General features: G+C 59.0%; 20 protein-coding genes. 8 read left to right on the top strand and 12 right to left on the bottom strand.

All coding sequences use genetic code 11. The annotated features are described in order from the left end of the window. Window positions 1-5 precede the first annotated feature (5 nt). From AC2FIR_RS10205 to AC2FIR_RS10195, 3 genes are read left to right on the top strand one after another with little or no spacing between them, the layout of a single operon-like run. Window positions 6-1928 (top strand): nitric oxide reductase activation protein NorD, encoded by a 1923-nt coding sequence (locus AC2FIR_RS10205; protein ID WP_496745271.1) that lies wholly within the window; start codon window positions 6-8, stop codon window positions 1926-1928. Then, complete coding sequence (locus tag AC2FIR_RS10200; protein ID WP_480915129.1) at window positions 1925-2473, top strand: cytochrome c oxidase subunit 3; 549 nt, start codon at window positions 1925-1927, stop codon at window positions 2471-2473. Before AC2FIR_RS10205 ends, AC2FIR_RS10200 begins: the two co-directional genes overlap by 4 nt. A 5-nt stretch (window positions 2474-2478) precedes the next feature. Next, the gene (locus AC2FIR_RS10195; protein WP_496745268.1) at window positions 2479-2766 is read left to right on the top strand and encodes a cytochrome C oxidase subunit IV family protein; all 288 of its coding nucleotides are present in this window, start codon (window positions 2479-2481) and stop codon (window positions 2764-2766) included. Window positions 2767-2818: 52 nt separating this feature from the next. Here AC2FIR_RS10195 and hemA read toward each other — a convergent pair whose 3' ends face one another. Then, window positions 2819-4042 (bottom strand): 5-aminolevulinate synthase, encoded by a 1224-nt coding sequence (gene hemA, locus AC2FIR_RS10190; RefSeq protein WP_496745266.1) that lies wholly within the window; start codon window positions 4040-4042, stop codon window positions 2819-2821. A 180-nt stretch (window positions 4043-4222) separates the two neighbouring features. Here hemA and AC2FIR_RS10185 point away from each other — a divergent pair, with 180 nt between their 5' ends. Next, on the top strand, window positions 4223-4915 hold the full coding sequence (locus tag AC2FIR_RS10185) for a Crp/Fnr family transcriptional regulator (RefSeq protein WP_170613974.1): 693 nt from the start codon (window positions 4223-4225) through the stop codon (window positions 4913-4915). Between the two features lie 153 nt (window positions 4916-5068). Here the strand turns inward: AC2FIR_RS10185 and AC2FIR_RS10180 are convergent, their stop codons facing one another. From AC2FIR_RS10180 to AC2FIR_RS10145, 8 genes are all read right to left on the bottom strand, one after another. Then, complete coding sequence (locus AC2FIR_RS10180; protein ID WP_496745263.1) at window positions 5069-6859, bottom strand: aminopeptidase P family protein; 1791 nt, start codon at window positions 6857-6859, stop codon at window positions 5069-5071. After that, on the bottom strand, window positions 6852-7847 hold the full coding sequence (locus AC2FIR_RS10175; protein WP_170613972.1) for an ABC transporter ATP-binding protein: 996 nt from the start codon (window positions 7845-7847) through the stop codon (window positions 6852-6854). The genes AC2FIR_RS10180 and AC2FIR_RS10175 overlap by 8 nt, the downstream gene beginning before the upstream one ends. Next, a complete protein-coding gene (locus AC2FIR_RS10170; RefSeq protein ID WP_480524459.1) occupies window positions 7844-8836 on the bottom strand; it encodes an ABC transporter ATP-binding protein in 993 nt (330 codons plus the stop codon). Before AC2FIR_RS10170 ends, AC2FIR_RS10175 begins: the two co-directional genes overlap by 4 nt. A 3-nt stretch (window positions 8837-8839) precedes the next feature. Then, window positions 8840-9691, bottom strand: a complete 852-nt coding sequence (locus AC2FIR_RS10165) for an ABC transporter permease (protein ID WP_496745261.1) — start codon at window positions 9689-9691, stop codon at window positions 8840-8842. Then, the gene (locus AC2FIR_RS10160; protein ID WP_170807990.1) at window positions 9688-10629 is read right to left on the bottom strand and encodes an ABC transporter permease; all 942 of its coding nucleotides are present in this window, start codon (window positions 10627-10629) and stop codon (window positions 9688-9690) included. Before AC2FIR_RS10160 ends, AC2FIR_RS10165 begins: the two co-directional genes overlap by 4 nt. Window positions 10630-10685: 56 nt before the next feature. Continuing rightward, complete coding sequence (locus tag AC2FIR_RS10155) at window positions 10686-12269, bottom strand: ABC transporter substrate-binding protein (RefSeq protein WP_496762286.1); 1584 nt, start codon at window positions 12267-12269, stop codon at window positions 10686-10688. 134 nt (window positions 12270-12403) lie between these two features. After that, window positions 12404-13006 (bottom strand): helix-turn-helix domain-containing protein, encoded by a 603-nt coding sequence (locus tag AC2FIR_RS10150; protein WP_480915117.1) that lies wholly within the window; start codon window positions 13004-13006, stop codon window positions 12404-12406. 102 nt (window positions 13007-13108) lie between these two features. Then, on the bottom strand, window positions 13109-13855 hold the full coding sequence (locus AC2FIR_RS10145) for a creatininase family protein (protein WP_480915115.1): 747 nt from the start codon (window positions 13853-13855) through the stop codon (window positions 13109-13111). A gap of 60 nt (window positions 13856-13915) precedes the next feature. Between AC2FIR_RS10145 and AC2FIR_RS10140 the strand changes: the two genes are divergently transcribed. After that, window positions 13916-14518: a helix-turn-helix domain-containing protein gene (locus tag AC2FIR_RS10140; protein ID WP_480915114.1), complete on the top strand. Its 603-nt coding sequence runs from the start codon at window positions 13916-13918 to the stop codon at window positions 14516-14518. A gap of 42 nt (window positions 14519-14560) precedes the next feature. On the opposite strand, the gene AC2FIR_RS10135 is transcribed toward AC2FIR_RS10140, so the two are convergent. Then, a complete protein-coding gene (locus AC2FIR_RS10135; protein ID WP_170613967.1) occupies window positions 14561-15331 on the bottom strand; it encodes a transporter substrate-binding domain-containing protein in 771 nt (256 codons plus the stop codon). Window positions 15332-15469: 138 nt separating this feature from the next. On the opposite strand from AC2FIR_RS10135, the gene AC2FIR_RS10130 reads away from it, so the two are divergent. Genes AC2FIR_RS10130 through AC2FIR_RS10120 form a run of 3 tightly spaced genes read left to right on the top strand, consistent with a single transcriptional unit; the run spans window position 15470 to window position 17339 of the window. Then, window positions 15470-16210: an amino acid ABC transporter ATP-binding protein gene (locus AC2FIR_RS10130; protein WP_496745256.1), complete on the top strand. Its 741-nt coding sequence runs from the start codon at window positions 15470-15472 to the stop codon at window positions 16208-16210. Window positions 16211-16224: 14 nt separating this feature from the next. Then, on the top strand, window positions 16225-16986 hold the full coding sequence (locus tag AC2FIR_RS10125; protein ID WP_170678648.1) for an amino acid ABC transporter permease: 762 nt from the start codon (window positions 16225-16227) through the stop codon (window positions 16984-16986). A gap of 11 nt (window positions 16987-16997) precedes the next feature. Beyond that, complete coding sequence (locus AC2FIR_RS10120) at window positions 16998-17339, top strand: carboxymuconolactone decarboxylase family protein (protein WP_480915108.1); 342 nt, start codon at window positions 16998-17000, stop codon at window positions 17337-17339. Here the strand turns inward: AC2FIR_RS10120 and AC2FIR_RS10115 are convergent. After that, window positions 17336-17953, bottom strand: a complete 618-nt coding sequence (locus tag AC2FIR_RS10115) for an RES family NAD+ phosphorylase (RefSeq protein ID WP_496762284.1) — start codon at window positions 17951-17953, stop codon at window positions 17336-17338. The genes AC2FIR_RS10120 and AC2FIR_RS10115 overlap by 4 nt on opposite strands. Before the next feature lie 6 nt (window positions 17954-17959). Then, a complete protein-coding gene (locus AC2FIR_RS10110) occupies window positions 17960-18607 on the bottom strand; it encodes a hypothetical protein (RefSeq protein ID WP_496762282.1) in 648 nt (215 codons plus the stop codon). Window positions 18608-18667: the final 60 nt, after the last annotated feature.

Genomic DNA, 18667 nt, shown 5'->3' with positions numbered 1-18667 from the left:
GGCCGATGGTCAAGATCGATTTCGAGCCATGGGAACCCGAAGAAACGATCGGGAAACTGTGGCACACCCTTGCCAGCCGCCTCGATGCACCTGAGGTGCATGTTGGAGCCGCGGTCGACCTCTCTGAGGTCGCGGGGCGGCTGGCAGTCCTCTTCCGGGGACTGGGGGGCAGCCCGGGCGTCGAATTGCGCCCGGTCTCACCCGAAATTTCGCGCCACCGTCTCGGCTGGCGCCGCCGTCTGGCGACCGAAACCGAACTGATGCCGCGCGCGTCGTTCGACGGGGAAGTACTGCGCCTGCCGGACCGGCTGGCCGTATTCCCAGCGCGTGAAGCAAACGGCGCGCTCTATGTCTGGCTGGCCGCAACTGCCGCCCATGCCGCAAAAAGAATTGACGAAGACGATCCTCTGCGCGGCGACCTGCGCGCACTGGTCGCTGCCCGGCACATGGTCGAGGCGACATTGGAAAATGCACCCGGTCTGCGCCCGCTGTACGCTGAACTCTGCAAGGGCGTTCTGTATCAACGGAACATACCCGGCTTGCCACCGCTCGAGGCGGCGGTCGAAGAGGTTGTCCGCAACATGCTGGGTGACCCCGCGCCCCTGTCACCGAAAGCCCAAGAGCTTTTGGCACTGGGTGACGATCTCACCGCCCCGCGCGGCTATCAGCATTTCCGCCCGGTCCCGCTGTGGCCCGAGTTGCGCGCCGTCGGGTTTTCCGAACATAACGAGGTTGAAAACCCGGATACAGAAGGCCCACCCGAAGAATCCGGTGAAAAGACCCACCGCGCGCGGCGCCGAAAATCTGACCAGGCTTCGCGCAGCGACAGTTTCATCCTGCACAAGTTCGAAGCAATCCTCAGCTGGGCCGAGTTTTTGAACATCAACCGTCGTATCGATGATGATGACCCCGACAACGCGAAGAAAGCGGCCGACGATCAGGAGGAGATCGGCCTCGGTCAGATCTCCAAGGCGCCGCCGACCAAGTTAAAACTCCACCTCGATCTCGCGCCAGAAGACGTGAACCGAGAACGCCTGTCAGGCCGCATCCTCTATCCTGAATGGGACGTGCGCACCGGTCAATACCTGCCCGACCACGTCAACGTTCTGCTGTCCGACGCCGATATCCGCGAGGATGCAGCCGAGTTCGGCAAGGACCCCGCCACGGCCCGCCGCATTCGTGCCGTCAAACGCCAGTTCGAAGCCCTGCGCCCCGGTCGGGTCATGACCAGAGGTCATCTGGACGGTGATCAACTCGACATCGAAGCCGCCGTGCGGGCTGCTACCGACCGACTCGCAAGCGGGGAAAGCAACGAACGCGTCTGGATGCAATCCCGCCCCGAGGCCCGCGATCTGGCGGTGTCGATCCTGCTGGATGTCAGCCGCTCAACCGAAAGCGCCGTCACCGGCCGCGCTGTGATCGACATAGAACGCGAGGCGCTGGCGGCGCTGGCCTGGGGCCTGAATGCCTGCGGCGACGATTTCGCCATCTACGCCTTCAGTTCGCTGAAACGCGAACGCGTATACGTTCAGCGCTGCAAACGATTTGACGAACCCATGGGGCCGAAGGTCGAGCAACGTATCGCTTCGCTGCGACCGGGGCACTACACCCGACTCGGAGCCGCAATTCGCCACTGTTCCGCCGACCTTGCCGCGCAATCTCGCAAGCGCCGCCTGCTGCTGGTCATCACCGATGGCAAACCCAACGACCTTGACCATTACGAGGGCCGACACGGTATCGAAGATACCTGCATGGCTGTGCGCGAAGCCCGCCGTGCCGGTCATTCGGTCTTTGGCGTCACCATCGACAAGACCGGCAAAAGCTGGTTCCCGCGCATGTTCGGGCAGGGTGGCTTTGCCGTCATCCCGGACCCGCACCGGCTGACAATGGCCCTGCCGCAAATCTATCGACAACTGGTCGGCGCATGAGCGACGCCACCCTGATCGACGAACTGCCCGGCGAATTGCTGATGTGGGTGCTGATCATCAGTGAACTGCTGGTGTTCGGGGCAGGGCTGATCGCCTTCATGGGCGTGCGTCTGACTGACCCCGCAGGATTTGCCGAAGCCCAGTCGCATCTTCACCGCACCGGAGCTGCATTGAACACCATCGTTCTTGTAACGTCCGGCTATCTGGCCGCACAGGCACTGCGCTGGCGGCGGGATGCCCGCCGGAATACCGCCAGATTGGCACTGTTGGGTGCGTCCCTGCTGGGACTGGTTTTCCTTGTCATCAAAGGGGTGGAATATGCCGACAAAGCAGCGCAGGGTATCAGCTACGAAACCCATCCGTTCTTTCTCTTCTACTATATGCTGACTGGATTTCACGCCGCACATGTGCTGGCCGGAACCTTCATCCTCCTGCTGGTCGCCTGGCGGGATGACCCCCGAAATGTCGAGGCAGGCGCCCAGTTCTGGCACATGGTCGACCTGGTTTGGATCATGCTGTTCCCGGTCATCTACCTGCTGGGATGAACATCATGGCCGCCTCTTCATCTTTTCCCAAATACTCCCGCCGGAGGCTCCCGAACCCGCTAACAAAGGCCTGGCTTGGACTACTGGCGCTCAGCCTGGCATCCGCGCTTCTGACCCTGCTGCCTGCGGCGCCTGCGACAATAGGGGGTGGAATCCTGCTTTTGGCGTTGCTCAAGGCGCGCCTCATCCTCGCGCGCTACCTCGACCTGACGGACAGCCCCGGCTGGCTACGAGGCCTTACAATGGTACTGACCGGGTTTTCAGTCACGGTTTTTGGCCTCTACCTGGTATGATAGAAAAAGCCGCCCGAAAGGGCGGCCATTTTATACAATTTTCAAGCCGGTATCACTGCGCTGCCATCGGCCTCCGGGCAATCTGACAGCGTTGCCACAGCGCGGACAGCGCGCCGACAAGATGAGCGATATCTGCGTCAGTATGGACGGGCGACGGCGTGATCCGAAGACGCTCGGTGCCTTTGGGAACGGTCGGATAGTTGATCGGCTGGATATAAATGCCGAATTCTTCCAGCAGCGTGTCCGAGATGAATTTGCATTTCACCGGATCACCCACCATCACCGGAATGATGTGACTGGGGTTGGGAAGATGCGGGATGCCTTCGGCATCCAGTCTGGCCCGGACCTGTTCCACACGGGCCTTCTGCAAACCGCGCTCGGCGTTCGACTGTTTCAGATGCCGAATTGATGCCGCCGCCCCGGCTGCAATCGCCGGCGGCAGGGCGGTCGTAAAGATGAACCCGCTGGCAAAGCTGCGCACGAAATCGCACAAGGCGACCGACGCCGCGATATAACCGCCCACTACTCCGAACGCTTTGCCAAGCGTGCCTTCGATGACGGTCAGGCGGTGCATCAGGCCTTCACGTTCTGCGATGCCGCCGCCACGTGGACCATAGAGGCCAACGGCGTGAACTTCATCCAGGTAAGTCATCGCCCCGTACTTGTCGGCCAGGTCGCAGATCTCTTTGATCGGGGCGATATCCCCGTCCATTGAGTAAACGGATTCAAAGGCGATCATCTTGGGCGCATCGGGGTCAGCGGCGGCCAGTTTGGCCTCGAGATCGGCAAGGTCGTTGTGTTGCCAGATCACCTTTTGCGCCCGTGAGTGGCGAATGCCCTCGATCATCGAGGCATGATTCAGCGCGTCGGAGAACACGATCAGACCAGGAATTTTCGCCGCAAGTGTACCAAGCGCGGCCCAGTTCGAAACGTAACCGGACGTAAACAGCAGCGCGGCTTCTTTCCCGTGCAGGTCAGCCAGTTCCGCCTCGAGCAACACATGATCGTGGGTTGTGCCGGAAATGTTGCGCGTTCCACCCGCACCTGCGCCGCAGCGATTCAACGCATTTTGCATCGCGTTGATCACATCCGGATGCTGACCCATGCCCAGATAGTCGTTCGAGCACCAGATCCGCACATCGCGCTGGATATCGCCATCGGTTTGCCGCGCATTTGGAAAAGCGCCGCGGTGGCGTTGCAAATCGATGAAAACCCTGTAGTTTCCCTCATCCCGCAATGCGTCGAGGCTTTGACTGAAAAATCGCTCGTAGTCCATGGTGTGTGCTCCCGCGGATTGCTGGCTTTGCAGCGAGGTTAATCGCTGCGGCCGAGGCGTGACATGACAATAGTCAAGTTGGTGGGCGGGAAAGGGCTGGTGCCTGGGCGATGGCTTTGGCATAGCCATAAAGCAAGGAAAATACCGGTCGGAGACCCGGCCTGAAAAAGGGGAATATTCGTGGCCCATGAAGCCGAAAAGGCAGTTGCCCGGCAGTCTTTGCTGCTCAGGAGCTTGCCAGAGCAACATGTAGATACGTTACTGAGCCAAGCCATCTGGCGCGAATACGACCGTGGGGAAACCATCTTTCTGCAGGAAGAGACGGCTCAGGCCGTTCACGTGGTTCTGGCTGGGTGGATCAAACTGTTCCGGATGTCTCCGTCCGGTGCCGAGGCAGTGGTCAGCGTGTTCACCAAGGGCGAAAGCTTTGGCGAGGCGGTGGCGTTGCGCAATATGCCCTATCCGGTCTCGGCCGAGGCCGTGTCGCGTTGTCAGGTGATGCATATCCCGATCCCTGTGCTGATATCTCTGATGAAGGAAGACCCCGAAATCGGTATCTCGATACTGGCGGCAACGTTTACTCACCTGCATTCACTGGTGGCGCAGTTGGAGCAACTGAAGGCGCAAACCGGGGCACAGAGGGTGGCAAAATTCCTGCTGGGTCTTTGCGATCGCGACAGCGGTGCCTGCGAGGTGGTGCTGCCCTATGACAAGATGCTGATCGCCGGACGCCTTGGAATGAAGCCCGAAAGCCTGAGCCGCGCATTTTCGCGCCTCAAGGCAACCGGAGTCGTCATCGATCGCAACCACGCGCGGATTTCAGATGTCACTTCTCTTCTGGAATATGCTGAAAGCGACCCGATGGACAAATGACCGGACTGTCCTGTCACTTCGCTGATTAAGCCTGAACTTTGTCTTCCCATCATGCAAGTTTCTTACATGGCTTCGACCCGTTTTGAGCCGGGGCCCTGTGCACAAGTTCCATTCCGGAATATTTGGAACCGTTGCGAGGTACTGAACAACCCGTCAAGCAATGGCTGCGCAGGCTCTCTCGGCCCATGCACGCCCGGAGGGTGATAGCTGCGAACCGATCCGGCGCAGGACCTCGGCGTTGTATGCGTTCAGCCAGCTTTGTTCCGCTTGGGACAACTTGTCAGCAAGCAGCATATCAGTCTGGATCGGTATCCATGTGAGGTTGGAAAACGCCATGAAGCCATCGTCCTCTTCGACGATCTCGAACAGGTTTTCGATACGGATGCCAAACCGGCCCATCTCATAAAACCCCGGCTCGATGGACAGGATCATACCCGGCACAAGATCCACCGGGTTGTATGGCTTGCCTATACGCTGCGGGTGTTCGTGTACGGAAAGGCGATGCCCGATGCCATGTCCGGTTCCGTGATCATAGTCCAACCCCAGATCCCACAAAGGGCGGCGGCAGATGGCGTCGATGTGGTGGCCCTGTGTGCCGGGTGGAAACCGCAGTGTTGCAAGGGCGTGGAACGCTTTAAACACGGCGGTATAGGCGCGGTCATACCCATCCGGCCTGACCTTTCCGAAGGCAAAGCTGCGGGTGGCGTCGGTTGTGCCGGTCTCATACTGGCCGCCGGAATCCAGCAGATATGTCCCTTCAGGGTCAATTGTTGCCGCATCCTCCGGAATGGTCGCGTAATGGCACATGGCAGCATTCGCACCCGCGGCCGAAATGGTATTGAAGCTTTCCTCAAGATACCCGGCACGGTCGCGGCGGCAGGACTGAATTTTGTCTTTTGCTTCAAGCTCGGTCACTTGTCTGTTGAGAGTGGCTCGCGCCGGGATTTCAGCATTTAGCCAACCACAGAACTCGGTCCAAGCGATGGCATCTTGAAGGTGACAGGCACGCAGGCCTTCTATTTCGACCGGATTTTTCCGGGCCTTGAAAAGCGTCAGCGGACTGCTGGCCGCTCGACCTTGCGCAGATGACCGGTCGAGGGCCAGACGCACCGCAGCCGGGGAAAATTCGCCATCGTATTGCACGCACGCGCCACGACCCGACAACTCCGAAAGGGTCGGTAGAAATGCTGCTGGCGGATGCAGCGTCACGGTGTCGGGCAGATGATCGCAGATTTCTGGGCTGAATTTTTTGGTTTCGACGAACCAGTCAACCTGACCCGATGAACGCGCCAACAAAAAAGACTGTGGAACCGGACAATAAGCCACATCCGAACCGCGCACATTGAGAAGCCATGCTATGTTGTCCGGCTGTGTTTCCACCAGCAGATCGACCTCGCCGCTTTGCAGGGTTGCGACAAGCTGAGAGATCTTTTCATCCGCGCCTACACCCGTGAATTGTGTCGGAAAGGCAGAGATGATGCCGTTGGGCGGCGCGGGCTGATTGGGCCAGATCGCGTCAACAGGGTTGTCTTCAACGGCGACAAAACGGGCGCGCGATCCATTCAGCGCATCCGTGAAGCGGTCATGCAAAACGGGCGGCAGGTGCATGGCGTCAAACCCGACGGACCAGCCCTGTTCGGCAACGGTGGCCAGCCAGAATTCAGGCGGCTCGTCGTGCAGATGGTGATGCGAGAACAAAGGTTCCGGGCATTGATTGGCAGCCTGAACCACATATCGTCCATCAACAAACATGGCGACAGTGTCACCTGTCACGATGGCCAGTCCGGCAGTACCGGTGAAGCCGGTCACATAGGCCAGCCGTTCGTCATGCGGCGCGACGTATTCGGCCTGATGCGCATCGTAGCGGGGCAGAACAAATGCATTAAGACCACGGGTGCGCATCTCGTCGCGCAGGGCTGAAACGATCCGAGCGCGGTCAGGCATGGGCGTTGATCTCTTTGACGTGGTGGCAGGCGACCCGGCCGCGATTTTCGAACGGCATCAGGGCAGGAGTATCGGTCCTGCAAATCTCGGATGCGTGGCGACAGCGGACATGGAACGGGCAGCCCGATGGCATGTTCAGGGGCGAGGGCAACTCTCCTTCAAGCGGGATGGCCTTGCCCCGATCATCCGGGTTCAGGGATGGCGCGGCAGACAAAAGCGCCTGACTGTAGGGATGGGCAGGGGCGGAGAACAATGTCTCGCTATCGCCGATTTCGACGATCCGGCCCAGATAGATCACCGCAACGCGATTTGACACATGCCGCACCAGTCGCAGGTCGTGAGCCACAAACAGGATGGTCAGGCCCAGTTTTTGCTGCAGGTCCAGCAGCAGGTTGACCACCTGCGCCTGCACCGACACATCCAGCGCCGAAACCAGTTCATCCGCAATCAGCACTTCGGGCTCGACCGCCAGTGCGCGGGCAATGGCGATGCGCTGTCGCTGGCCACCGGAAAACTCGTGCGGCAGTTTGTGCTGAGCGTCCTGAGGCAGACGCACAAGGTCCAGCAGTTCCGCGACACGGGCGGGGATGTTCGCTTTGGTGCGCATGTCGTGGACCGCCAACGCCTCGGACAGAATCTGGCCCGTTGTCATGCGTGGGTTCAGCGAGGAATAGGGGTCCTGGAACATCATCTGAACGCGCCGGTTGTAACTGCGGTCGCCGCCTGCATCTTCGAAGATATCCTGCCCCTCGAAACGGATCGTCCCGTCACTGGGGCTATGCAATCGAACGATGCAGCGGGCCAGCGTGGATTTCCCGCAACCGGATTCGCCGACGACGCCAAGCGTTTCACCCCGGATAAGATCCAGGCTGACGCCATTCAGCGCCCGCACCACGCGACCCGGCCGGCCGGTGGCAAGATCAGAAAGGCTGCGACCCAGGGCAAACCGCTGATGCAGGTCGCGTATTTCGATCACGGCATTGTTCATGCGGCGTTTCCTTCGGCCTTGGTCACAGGGTTGAAGCAGGCCACCTGCCTGCTGTCCGCGATCACCGACAGAACCGGGCGGTCCTGCTGGCAGGGCTGGATGCAGGCCTCGCAGCGTGGCGCAAAGGCGCATCCCTGCGGAAGCGCGTCCAGAGATGGAGGAACACCCGGCACGGAATAAAGCGGCGTCCGAGGTGTAAGATTTTCCGGAACCGAGCGCATCAGGCCAACTGTGTAAGGATGGCGGGGTTCGCGCAGCACATCCCGAACCGGCCCCTGTTCGACGATCCGGCCTGCATACATAACCGCCACGTTGTCACAGGTTTGGGCGACCACGCCCAGATCATGAGTGACAAGGACGACGCCCATTTCCATCTCGTCCGCCAGACGCAGAATCAGATCGAGGATCTGCGCCTGAATGGTCACATCCAGCGCCGTAGTCGGCTCATCCGCCAGCAGCAACCTGGGGTTGGCGGCCAGTGCGATTGCGATCATGACCCGTTGGCGCATACCACCGGAGAACTGGTGCGGGTAATCCCTGAGCCTTTGCGCCGCCGAGGGGATACCGACCAGATCCAGCATCTCGACCGCCCGGTCGCGCCGGGCTTTTCCGGACAGATCCGTATGTGCGCGCAATGTCTCCTCCAGTTGCAGACCCACTGTCAGCAATGGGTTCAGCGAGGTCATGGGTTCCTGAAAGATCATCGCGATCTCGCGCCCCTGGACCTGCCGCAGAGCGCGGTCCGGCAGCGGCACCAGATCGCGGCCCTGCCAGCGGACCTGCCCGCTGACATCGCCATAACGCCGCGCCAGTCCGATGATCGAGCGCAGGGTGACGCTTTTGCCTGAACCGCTTTCACCGACCAGCCCCAGAACCTCGCCACGAGCCACGCTGAAGCTGACGTCGCGCAGGGCCGGCAGTTCCCGGCCGTTGCGGTGGAAAGTGGTGTTAAGCCCCTGAACCTCGAGGATGGGAGTTCGTTCAGTCATCTCTTATCCCCGTGGTCTCAGCAGATCGGCCAGCCCGTCGCCCAGCAGCGAAAAGCCAAGGCCCGTCAAAACGATTGCCAAACCGGGCATCAGGCTGAGCCACCATGCGGTCGAGATGAAATTGCGCCCCTCAGCGATCAGCACGCCCCATTCCGCCTGCGGTGGCTGCGCGCCCAACCCAAGATAGCCCAGCGACGAACCCAGCAAGATCACCAGCGCCATGTCAGTCATCCAGTAGACAATGACCGGGGTGATGGCATTGGGCAGCAGGTGACGGAAGATGATGCGCCGGTCGGAATAGCCCATGACGACCCCGGCGGCCGCATAGTCATTGCCCATCTGCGCGATCACCTCGGCCCGCATCAGACGCGCGTAATAGACCCAGTAGACCACAGATATGGCGATATACATGTTGATAAGGCCCGGCCCCAAAACGGCGACCACCGCGATCACGAGCACCAGAAATGGAAATGTGATGACCGCATCGACGATCCGTCCGAAGATCAGATCGGCAATGCCCCGGTAATATCCGACCAGAGCTCCGATGATGACACCCGTCACCAGAGCAAAAACTGTGCCGAAGATCGCCATTTGCATATTGACCTGATAAGCCCAGATCACGCGGGACAAGCTGTCACGGCCTAGCAGGTCGGTGCCGAACGGGTGCTCCCATGATGGCGGCTGACGCACCGCCAGATAGTCAATTGCATTTGGATCGTAAGGAGCAAACGCTCCGGGAAAGATGGCCAGCAGGGTCGAAAACCCGATGATCAGCAAACCGGCCACAAAACCCGGCTTGCGCAAGGCGGCGCGGGCAAGGGATGGGCGGTCGGCTGTGAAAGGCACGTCACTCATTGCAGGCGCATCCTTGGGTCCAGGCGGCTTTGGAACAGGTCCGTCATCAGAAAGACCAGCGAAACCAGAAGCGCGAAGGTCAGGGTCAGCCCCTGTATCAGCGGGTAGTCGCGCGCAAAGATCGCTTCCAGCATCAGCCGTCCCATTCCGGGCACCGCAAAGACAGTCTCGGTAACCAGCGTTCCGCTCATCAGATTGCCGATGGACAGGCCCAGCAGGGTGACCGTGGAGATCAGCGCGTTGCGCAACACGTGACGGCCAAGGATCAGGCGCGGCGGCAGACCCTTGGCGCGGGCGAACTGGACATACTCGGCATCCAGAACCTCGATAATCGCGCTGCGCAAGTTCCGCATGATGATGGCCGAAGTATAAAGCGCCACGGTCACCGAAGGCAGAAACAGGTGATAGAGACGCTCACCAAACGTGTCGCCATAGCCACCCACCGGGAACAGGCGCAACTGCGCCGCCAAAAAGGTCAGCAGAACCAGTCCGATGTAAAACACCGGCATCGACAGGCCGATCTGGAACACAGTGCGGATCACCGCATCGGGCCAGCGGCCGCGATTGAGCGCCGCGACAAAGGCCAGCGGACCAGCGATGATCAGGGATAGCACAACCGAGTAAATCGTCAGGAAAACCGTGATCGGCAATCGATCGGCAATGACGCCCACGACATCCGTCCGCATCAGGATCGAACGGCCCAGATCGCCCTGCAGAGTATTGGTCAGAAACAGCCAGAATTGCACTGGCATCGGTTCCGTCAGACCCAGTCTTTCCCGGATTGCAGCAATATCGGCGTCAGATGCGCGGTCCCCGGCCATGGCGATGGCCGGATCACCGGGCAACAGGCGCACCAGCATGAATATGATGATCATGACCAGAAAGAAGGTCGGGATCATCAGCAAAAGCCGTTTGAAGATGTAGGACAGGCTGGACAATTCGACGCTCCGCAAAGGGCCCCGCCGCAGGGTGCGGCGAGGCAAGGGATCAGCTCTTAGCGGCTGACTGTGGCTTCATCGAAGATGTTATTGCCAAGCGGGGTCTGAACATAGCCCTCGACCGCCGTCCCCAGCGCGACAGCGAAAGGTGTTTCATACATGAACAGCAAGGGGGCTGCCTCGGCATAAAGTGCCTGCATGCGGTCGAACTTGGCCTTTCGAGAGTCCGGGTCCATGTCTTTGGCGGCCTCTTCGAACAGGGTGTTGAACTCTGCGTTCTCCCAACCGGTGCCGACAGCCTTGGCAGTCGGTGTGTAGCCCAGCCAGCCAACAACCTGGCTGGGATCGTTCACATCGTTGACCCAGCCATAGGTGTGAATGTCAAACTCACCCGAGCGGTTCTTGGCCCCGCGCGTGGCGCCGTCGACCTGTTCGACCACCAGATCAATTCCCAACTCGCCCCACATTTGCTGAAGCGCGGCGAAAATTGTTGCGTCATCGGCGGATCCGGCCAGCGTGGTCAGAGTCACCTGCGTGCCGTCCGCGACCCCGGCATCCGCGATCAACCCTTTGGCTTTTTCAAGATCATAGCTATAGAGCGGGCTCAGATCGGCCGCATATTGCGTTGCTTTGGCCATCAGCGGTGAGCTCATGGGTTGGCCCGCACCGTGCAGAACCACACCGATCAGAGCATCCTTGTTGGTGCCATAGTTCAGCGCCTGCCGCACGCGGGGGTCTGCCAGCGGGTTGGGGGAACCGTCGGCGCGTGTCTCACGGGTGTTGATCGGCGAATAGATGATCCGTGTTGACGGATACAGCTGCATGTTGATGTTCGGATCGGCCTCAAGCTCGGCCACGCGGCTGAACGGGATGAACTCGGCTGCATCCACCTCTCCCGCCTGGAGGCGCAGAATGCGGGTTGCATCATCGGGAACGATCTCGAAATGGACGCCGTCCAGATAGGGCAGGGCTTTGCCATCCGCGCCCATGCGCCAGTAAAGCTCGTTGGCGCAGAAATCCATGCTGGCCCCTTGTTCAAAGCCGCACAAATAGAACGGGCCGGAGCCGAAGCCTGCGCTTGTGGCCGCGAAAATGGCAGCGGATTTGTCCTGATCCGTTTCACCTGCGGCTGCGTCAAATGCGGCTTTCGAAACGATGGCCGTGTTGAATGTGGCCAACATCGACAACAGGGTGGGATCGGGGTCCTTCAAAGCGATGGTGATCGCGTTTCCATCCGCGGACACCGCGTCAATCGATCCCAGCAGACCGGCCCATGGGCTCAGGTCAGGGTTGCGGGCGCGATCCAGCGAAAAGACTACATCCGCGCCCGACATGGGCGAGCCGTCAGCGAACTGGATACCTTCTCGCAGGGTCAGGGATACGGTCTTGCCATCCTCTGACACTGCATAGTCTTCTGCAAGCCCGGGTTCTACCGAGTTGCCATCGGGGCTGCTGCGCAAAAGCGTGTCGAACAGGCTGCCAACCATCCAGATATCGGGGTTGCGGTCCGCGTAAATCGGATCGATCAGGCGCGATCCGTCATAGCGGGCAAAGTTCAATGTGCCCCCGCGTTCTTGCGCCAGAACGGGCAGCGCAAGCGTCGCGGCGACCGTGGCGCCCAGTAATATCTTCAGCTTCATCTTCTTCTCCTCCCGCAAATCTTCTTGCTCCTGCGGAGGGACATTAAGCGATTCTTAGTTTTACTAAAGTTTTTTTTAGCAATAGTTGAAACTTTTTTAGAGCGCGGCATTCCGGGACTGAGTTTTTCGCAGTCCTAACCGCTGTCTGGTGGCGCGGAATCCTTGATCGGAGAGGTTGTAACCCACAGTTCGACGGCCTCGGTTTCGCCCAGGACAACGGAATAGTGCGGCGTCGATGTGTCGTGATGAACCACATCGCCGGGTGACATGATGAAAACACGATCACCCAGATGGTATTCCAGTTGACCGGCTTGCAGATAGCAAAAGGCTTCACCGCTGTGGCACATACGTTCCGATACGTGCCCCGGCGGGCGATGAACGATCTGCGGGTGGAACAGAGCGCCCAGAAATCCCGGCCCGAGTTTCTCGTAAAACCGCCCGCGCAAGCCAAGGGAATAGGTCTGTCTGCTCTCCTTGGCGACAAACTCGGAAAAGACCTGTGGAACGCTCAGCAGTTGTTCGATGGTTGTTTGCAAAGCCGCAGCAATTGCCATGAGAGAGGTTAAGGAGGGAGAGCTGAGCCCACGCTCGACCTGAGACAGAAACCCCGTCGTCAGATCGGCCTTCTTGGCCACCTGATCCAGCGTCAGCCCCATCGCCTTGCGGCGTCGCCGGATCGCCTGACCCAATTCGGTCGGCTGCCCCTTGGTTTTTGCCCGCGTTGTCGGAGCTTGCATCCAGTCTCTCCTGCATTCCATTTGTTCTGACCATTGAACAGAAGAATGCGGGGAAGATCAAAATTTATTTTAGTACAGCTAAAAATCTGGCACCAAGTGTTGTCAACTTTGCCTCCTTGCCTGTTGAAAATCAAGAAACTCCCGTGAGATGGCTTGAGCCGCCATCTCCAGCAGTCGGGCTCCGTCTGTGGGCGTGGCCAAAGCAGAATGGGATCCGACCCGCCCGTCTGGGAATTCTGCGCGGTGTTCATCCGGCGGCCCGTGACGGTCTCCGCTGTGATCACGCAGGTATTGAGGGGTCAGCTTTTGCGGCGGCTCTCCTGCGCGTTCGTCGGTTATGACGCCCAACAAGGATTGCGTGATGGCAACTTCGGACGGGGTGGCGTGCATCCCTTCCCATTCTCCGTATAGCGTACGCCGCAATGCGTTGACGGGTTCAGGTTCCCACCAGCTGCGGGTGATCAAGGCGTTCGGGGGCAGGTCGGCGCTTATGGCCCGCAGGGGTGCAATGTTCGCACCATGGCCGTTAACGATGAAGATGCCAGAAAAGCCCTGCGCCAAAAGGCCTTCAATGATTTCCTTTGCATAAAGAGTGAACACATCCGGGGAAACGGAAACCGTGCCGGGAAAGGCAGCGTTGAAAGGTGCGGGCGTGTAGGCCAGGGCGGGTGCCACGATCGCGTCACACAGATCAGCGGCGCGTAGCGCGACGGCCCGGGCACAGATCGTGTCGGTCCCGATCCGCCCGATCGGCCCGTGCTGTTCGGTCGAGCCGATAGGAAGCATCACCGCGCAGCCATTGCCAAGGCGGTCGTCAACTTCGTACCAGGTCATGTGTTCCAGTTGCATCAGGTGTCCTTACGGTTACGCGCGCTTTCCCTTTTTGTACCGGGGCGTTACGCTGCGTGCATGGAAGATTCCGCACCCATCGAAGGGGAAAAGCCCCGGCTGGATCAGGTAATCGGCGCAGCGGTCAAAGCCCATAGGGTTCTGGCCGGCCTGACGATCGCTGAACTGTCGGCGCGCGCCAATGTCTCGCCAGCGATGATTTCCAAGATCGAGCGGGGACAGGTATCCGCTTCGCTGAATTCGCTTGAGGCGTTGGCGAAGGCCACGGGCGTTCCGCTGATCAATTTCTTCGCCGGAACTGCCGAAGTGACGGATGTATCCTTTGTGGCCGCCGGCGAGGGCATGACGGTTCAGCGTATGGGTAGCGATTTTGGGCATGCGTTCAAACTGATCGGACGTGCCGAAGCCAGCCACGTGAGCTTTGAGAGCTTTCTTGTCACGCTTGAAGGCCCCTTGCCGCCGGGCCCGCTTTATCAGCATGAAGGGGCAGAGTTTGTGCATGTAACCGAGGGCGAAATGATCTTTCGGTGCGGCGAAGGCTTGTACCACATGCGCCCCGGCGACAGTCTGAGTTATGATTCCAGTACGACCCATGGGGCGGTTGAGCTTAAGACGGACAAGGTCAGTTTTATTTCGCTTCTGGCCAAAGCAGTGCCTGGCTAGACCGTCCGCTCCGGCCGGAGCGGACGGTTCTAAATATGGGGATCAAAGCCCCCATTTTTCCTTGTTGGCCTCAAAGAACCCCTGCGCCTTTTTCACTTTGATCCAGTTGTTCACGTAATTGATCCACACCTGATCGTCCTGTGGCAGCAGCATGGCGATGGGCGAAGGAGAACGGGCCTCGGCGCCTGCAACGGGGACAACCGGAAATTTGGCTTCCAGCGTCGCGCCTTCGATGTTTGACGTGATAAAGACGTCGGCACGTCCGGCCAGAACCTCCTGAAATCCGCGGGCAGGGGCCTCGACCACCTTGATATCCGCGTTCGGGAACCATTCGCGCGCGCGTTTTTCGAATGTGGTGCCAAGGGTTGTTGCAACCTTGACGTCAGGCTGGTTGATCGAGTCGTAGCCGTTGAAACGGTCGGCCTTGTCCTTGGTCGTGAAAGGATAGAGTTCGACCGAGATGTAGCTTTCCGAGAAACCCGCAACTTTCATGCGCGGCGGCGAGATCGAAGCCGAACCGGTCATGTGGTATTTGCCCGAGACCACGCCGTTGACCAGCGTTTTCCAGTCGGTCGGAACAAACTCGACCTCGACCCCCAGGTCGTTGGCCAGCTCGGTCATGATGTCGATGTCATACCCTTTGTAGCTGTTGGTCGCAGGGTCGCGCAGGGTCATCGGGTTCCAGTCACCGGTTGTGCCAACCTTCAGGACACCGCCATCAAGGATTTCGTTCAGCGCTGACTGGGCCTGTGCGGCCCCGGCAAGGGCCAGTCCGATGGCTGCCGCAGCGGCCGTCCTGAGTAGGTTTTTCATCTGAGTGCTCCCGTTGGTTGTTCATTGATTGCCGTTGTATACTAGCATTTTTGATGCTTGATTTAACGTCAAGTGCAACGATAACCTCAAGAAAAATATTTCTTCCCAGGAAAACTTCATACCAAGGGAGCCCGGCCAGTGAGCGAAACGGCAATCGAACTTGTGAATGTCAATAAATGGTACGGCGATTTCCATGTTTTGAAGGACATCAATCTCAGCATCAAGTCGGGCGAAAAGGTTGTGATCTGCGGCCCTTCGGGGTCCGGCAAATCGACCGTGGTGCGCTGTATCAACCGATTGGAAGAACACCAGAAAGGCACCATCCGTGTTGATGGAATTGAACTGACGAATGACCCCAAGTCCGTGACGGCCATCCGGTCCGAGGTCGGAATGGTGTTTCAGCAGTTCAATCTATTCCCGCACCTGAGCGTTCTGGAAAACCTGACCCTTGGCCCGATCAAGTCACGAGGAATGTCGCGTGCCGACGCCGAGGCTCGGGCGAGGCATTATCTGGAACGGGTTCACATCCCGGATCAGGCCGAAAAACGCCCCGGCCAACTGTCCGGCGGACAGCAGCAGCGCGTCGCCATCGCGCGGTCGTTATGCATGGAACCCCGGGTCCTGCTGTTTGACGAACCCACGTCGGCACTGGACCCCGAGATGATTTCCGAAGTGCTTGATGTGATGGTGGCACTTGCGCAAGAAGGCATGACCATGGTCGTGGTGACCCATGAGATGGGCTTTGCCCGCAAAGTGGCAGACAACATGGTGTTCATGGATGCGGGGCAGATTGTCGAACAGGGCAACCCCGAGGAGTTCTTTGGCGCCCCCCGATCCGAGCGCTGCCAGAAATTTCTCAGCCAGATACTGCAACATTGAGGGGGCCAAACGCGATGAAAAGAAACCTTCTTCTTCTCCTGTCGTTTCTGGCGCTTGCAGCTTGTTCCAGTTCTTCCACATGGGGATGGTATGTCATCAATCCGATGACCGAAGCGGGCTGGATCAATGTCAAATTCCTGATTTCCGGCATGGGCGACACCATCTTGATTTCAGTGATCGCCGCTGTCATTTCGATTGTTCTGGGGCTGATCGTGGCATTGCCGGGGCTGGCCAAAAGCAGGGGCTGGCGTTTGGTGAACCGGGTCTATGTCGAACTGATCCGCTCGATCCCGCTGCTGCCCATGCTGTTCTGGGTCTTCTACGGCCTGCCGATCGTTTTTCGTGAAATGGGCCTGAACATACCGATTGATCCGTTCTGGGGCGCGATCATCACGCTCGCCTTGTCCGATAGTGCATTTACAGCCGAGATTTACCGGGCCGGTATCCAGTCGATTGCCAAGGGACAGACCGAGGCGGCCCAGACCATCGGCCTGAACTATCTTCAAACCATGCGCTATGTGATCCTGCCTCAGGCGATCCGGCGCATTTTGCCACCGCTGGCGAACCAGTTCATCTACATTGTCAAGATGAGCGCCTTTGCCAGCGTCATCGGCATGCAGGAACTGACGCGGCGCGCGAACGAGCTGGTGGTCACAGAATACCGGCCGCTTGAGATCTATTCGCTGCTGATCCTTGAATATCTGATCCTGGTTCTGATCATCAGCGCCGGAGTGCGCTGGCTGGAACGCCGCATGGGATCGGACGAACGCGGCTGAAGGAGGACGACATGGACTGGAATGACTTCATGGCCGGGATTGAGGCCGACATCGCAACATATTCGAAAGAAGTGCCCGAGACGGTCAAAGGCTTTGGCATCATGGGTAAGGCCGCCAAGTCCAACGGCGCGCTCAGCGAAAAAACCAAAGAGTTCATGGCGCTCGGGATCGCAATTGCGACACGGTGTGACAGTTGTATCGGCTTTCACGTCCGTTCTTTGGTGCGCCTCGGTGCCAGCCGGGGAGAACTGTGCGAGGCGCTGGCCATGGCGACCTATATGGGGGGCGGCCCGTCTTATGCCTACAGCGCCAAGGCGCTCAAGGCGTTCGACACCTTTTCAAAACAAGCTTAACGGCTGATCGTGATGCCCGCGCGGCGCGCCGTTGTTCGCAGCTGATCCAGCAAGTCCGCGTCGCGCTGAACGTACCGCGTTTCTGTTACCGTCAGCGCGCCGGGTGTTACCCGATCTTCGAACAGCATCATCGCCAATGCGGAACTGTCACGCACGGATGACCAGATCATGCCATCTGCGGCGGGATTGTCTTTCCAGATCAAGGCGGCAAGCTCCCGGCAAGTGGGATAGTTGCTTTCATCGTAGGTAAGCAGGTCAGCTTCCGCGATGCCCCAAGCGGCGAGTTCCGGCGTAAACAAACGAACCAACTGAAGTTCCCGCCTGGTCGTTAACCGGCTTGCTGCATAGTCATCAAGACGGTTACGAGGGAATGTCTGATACTTGGCCGGACGTTCTCGGAACAGTGCTTTATAAGCCGCGCCATCAAATGTGGTAGCGGAGTAAAGAGTGGGAACTATTTTGCCCTCGAGATCCTGAAAGGGGGCGAAGCGGGACGTGCCGTAACCGGGATTGAACTGATCACCATCCAGAACGTCTCGGTGCAGGCGAAAGACCTCTCGCCCGCTTTCCAGCGCAAAGTAGGGATGCTGTCCGGCCGCATTCGGAAGTATCACGCGCCGTCAGCCTGCCGGCGTTTCAAACGCGCGCGCAGCGGCATCGACAACCCGCGCGTCACCGGCCTGAACAAGGTCAATCGGCCGAGCACCATCCAGCGCGTTTTGGGGCGCGACAAGCCAAAAGGCAGTTTGCCAGGGAGTCAAATCCTGCGGAAGCGCAGCAAGCACGTCCGCCAAGGTCGCATAGGGCCGCCCATCAGCATTAAATTGGAACGCCGGATACAGGTCCTTGCCCTGCAGTTTGACCGAAAAGATCTTTCCGGCCTTTTTCCAGTCGTTCGCCGTGGCTGACTTGTTTCTCGATGTGCTGCCAGACATGGCATGGATCTGGGCGCTTGTAAGGACCTCAAAATCGCTCAGGAACTCAGCGCGCAGCCGGGCGTTGTCGTCGTCAATCTTTGCCTCGACCTGATCGAACGCGTCCGTGTCGAGATAGGCATCGATCATCGCGTCAATACGCTCCTGAGCGCGCTCCAGCTTTCGTCTGGCAACCGAGGATGCGATGAGATGAAATGTCCTGGGCGACATGTCCCGAACACCGCTGATAAGGATCAGGGATTTGTCCTTTTGGGCAAGCCGAACCGCTTCCTGCGCGGAAAGATCGCGTTCGGTATCTTCTGCGACATCATAAAGATGAAGAATCCTGGACATCACAAGCTTCCTTATATTTCATATATGACAATATAGATAAGAAGTATCAGAAAACAACCA

The organism is Ruegeria sp. CDSB136 (genome assembly GCF_059610965.1).
The sequence above is the reverse complement of the archived record's forward strand: the minus strand, read 5'-3'. Positions and strand labels throughout refer to the sequence as shown.

Coding starts and splice junctions, on each gene's coding strand:
- AC2FIR_RS10205 (WP_496745271.1), top strand. CDS start 6: ATGGTCAAGATCGATTTCGAGCCATGGGAACCCGAAGAAACGATCGGG.
- AC2FIR_RS10200 (WP_480915129.1), top strand. CDS start 1,925: ATGAGCGACGCCACCCTGATCGACGAACTGCCCGGCGAATTGCTGATG.
- AC2FIR_RS10195 (WP_496745268.1), top strand. CDS start 2,479: ATGGCCGCCTCTTCATCTTTTCCCAAATACTCCCGCCGGAGGCTCCCG.
- hemA (WP_496745266.1), bottom strand. CDS start 4,042: ATGGACTACGAGCGATTTTTCAGTCAAAGCCTCGACGCATTGCGGGAT.
- AC2FIR_RS10180 (WP_496745263.1), bottom strand. CDS start 6,859: ATGCCTGACCGCGCTCGGATCGTTTCAGCCCTGCGCGACGAGATGCGC.
- AC2FIR_RS10175 (WP_170613972.1), bottom strand. CDS start 7,847: ATGAACAATGCCGTGATCGAAATACGCGACCTGCATCAGCGGTTTGCC.
- AC2FIR_RS10170 (WP_480524459.1), bottom strand. CDS start 8,836: ATGACTGAACGAACTCCCATCCTCGAGGTTCAGGGGCTTAACACCACT.
- AC2FIR_RS10165 (WP_496745261.1), bottom strand. CDS start 9,691: ATGAGTGACGTGCCTTTCACAGCCGACCGCCCATCCCTTGCCCGCGCC.
- AC2FIR_RS10155 (WP_496762286.1), bottom strand. CDS start 12,269: ATGAAGCTGAAGATATTACTGGGCGCCACGGTCGCCGCGACGCTTGCG.
- AC2FIR_RS10150 (WP_480915117.1), bottom strand. CDS start 13,006: ATGCAAGCTCCGACAACGCGGGCAAAAACCAAGGGGCAGCCGACCGAA.
- AC2FIR_RS10145 (WP_480915115.1), bottom strand. CDS start 13,855: ATGCAACTGGAACACATGACCTGGTACGAAGTTGACGACCGCCTTGGC.
- AC2FIR_RS10140 (WP_480915114.1), top strand. CDS start 13,916: ATGGAAGATTCCGCACCCATCGAAGGGGAAAAGCCCCGGCTGGATCAG.
- AC2FIR_RS10135 (WP_170613967.1), bottom strand. CDS start 15,331: ATGAAAAACCTACTCAGGACGGCCGCTGCGGCAGCCATCGGACTGGCC.
- AC2FIR_RS10125 (WP_170678648.1), top strand. CDS start 16,225: ATGAAAAGAAACCTTCTTCTTCTCCTGTCGTTTCTGGCGCTTGCAGCT.
- AC2FIR_RS10120 (WP_480915108.1), top strand. CDS start 16,998: ATGGACTGGAATGACTTCATGGCCGGGATTGAGGCCGACATCGCAACA.
- AC2FIR_RS10110 (WP_496762282.1), bottom strand. CDS start 18,607: ATGTCCAGGATTCTTCATCTTTATGATGTCGCAGAAGATACCGAACGC.